Here is a 741-nt window from a genome sequence, read left to right on the forward strand (position 1 = left end):
CGGGCACGGGCCCGCGCCGCCTCGGGATCGGGCCGCGGACGGCAGGCGGTGGCGGCGCTGTGCCTCGTCGGCCTCGGCTGGACGGCGCACGGCGCCGTGGCGTCGATCTCGGTCAACCCCGTCGCCACGGCCCACGCGGCCACCCACTACATCACCATCGCGGCCCAGACCCACCAGCAGGCGCTGCACAGCGGAATCGATTTCAAGCCTTTCGCCGACGCCGCCCAATCCCTGGTGACCCGTCTGGCCTCCCACAACCCGGAAGCGGCGGTGCCGATCCCCCAGCTCGACATCGGGCAATCGCCGGACGGGCTGCGCACGGTGGCGTGGGACGGCGGGGTCGCGGTGCAGGCGGCCTACCGGCACGGCGGGTCCGACCTCATCACGCTGTTCGCCAGCGAGGTGGACCGCTTCGCCGTCACCGAACCCCAGGCGGAGCGGATCGGCAACGTCTCGGTCGCCTACTGGCAGGTCGGGACGACGGTCTACGCGCTGTGCGGCGAACGGCCGGAAAAGGAAATCCTGGCCCACGCCCGCGACGCCCGCATGGCCTGGTTCTGAGCCAGGCGATCCGAACGACAAAGCATCCCAAGGACATGGTGAAACAATGAGCGGACCCTTCTACGGCAACCAATTCGGCACCGCCGCGCCGGCCTACGGCGCCGCGTTCGACGAGGGCCTGCGCAAGCACATGCTGCGGGTCTACAATTTCATGATGCTTGGGCTGGGGGTGACCGGCCT

Annotated in this window: 1 protein-coding gene; it reads left to right on the forward strand. The window is 70.3% G+C overall.

Annotated elements, in window-relative coordinates:
• Positions 1-561: hypothetical protein (locus tag QSG27_RS29085; protein WP_306712351.1), on the forward strand; the 561-nt coding region annotated here is incomplete at its 5' end.
• Positions 562-741: the final 180 nt, after the last annotated feature.

It is taken from the genome of Azospirillum isscasi, assembly GCF_030849505.1.
Taxonomy (GTDB): domain Bacteria; phylum Pseudomonadota; class Alphaproteobacteria; order Azospirillales; family Azospirillaceae; genus Azospirillum; species Azospirillum isscasi.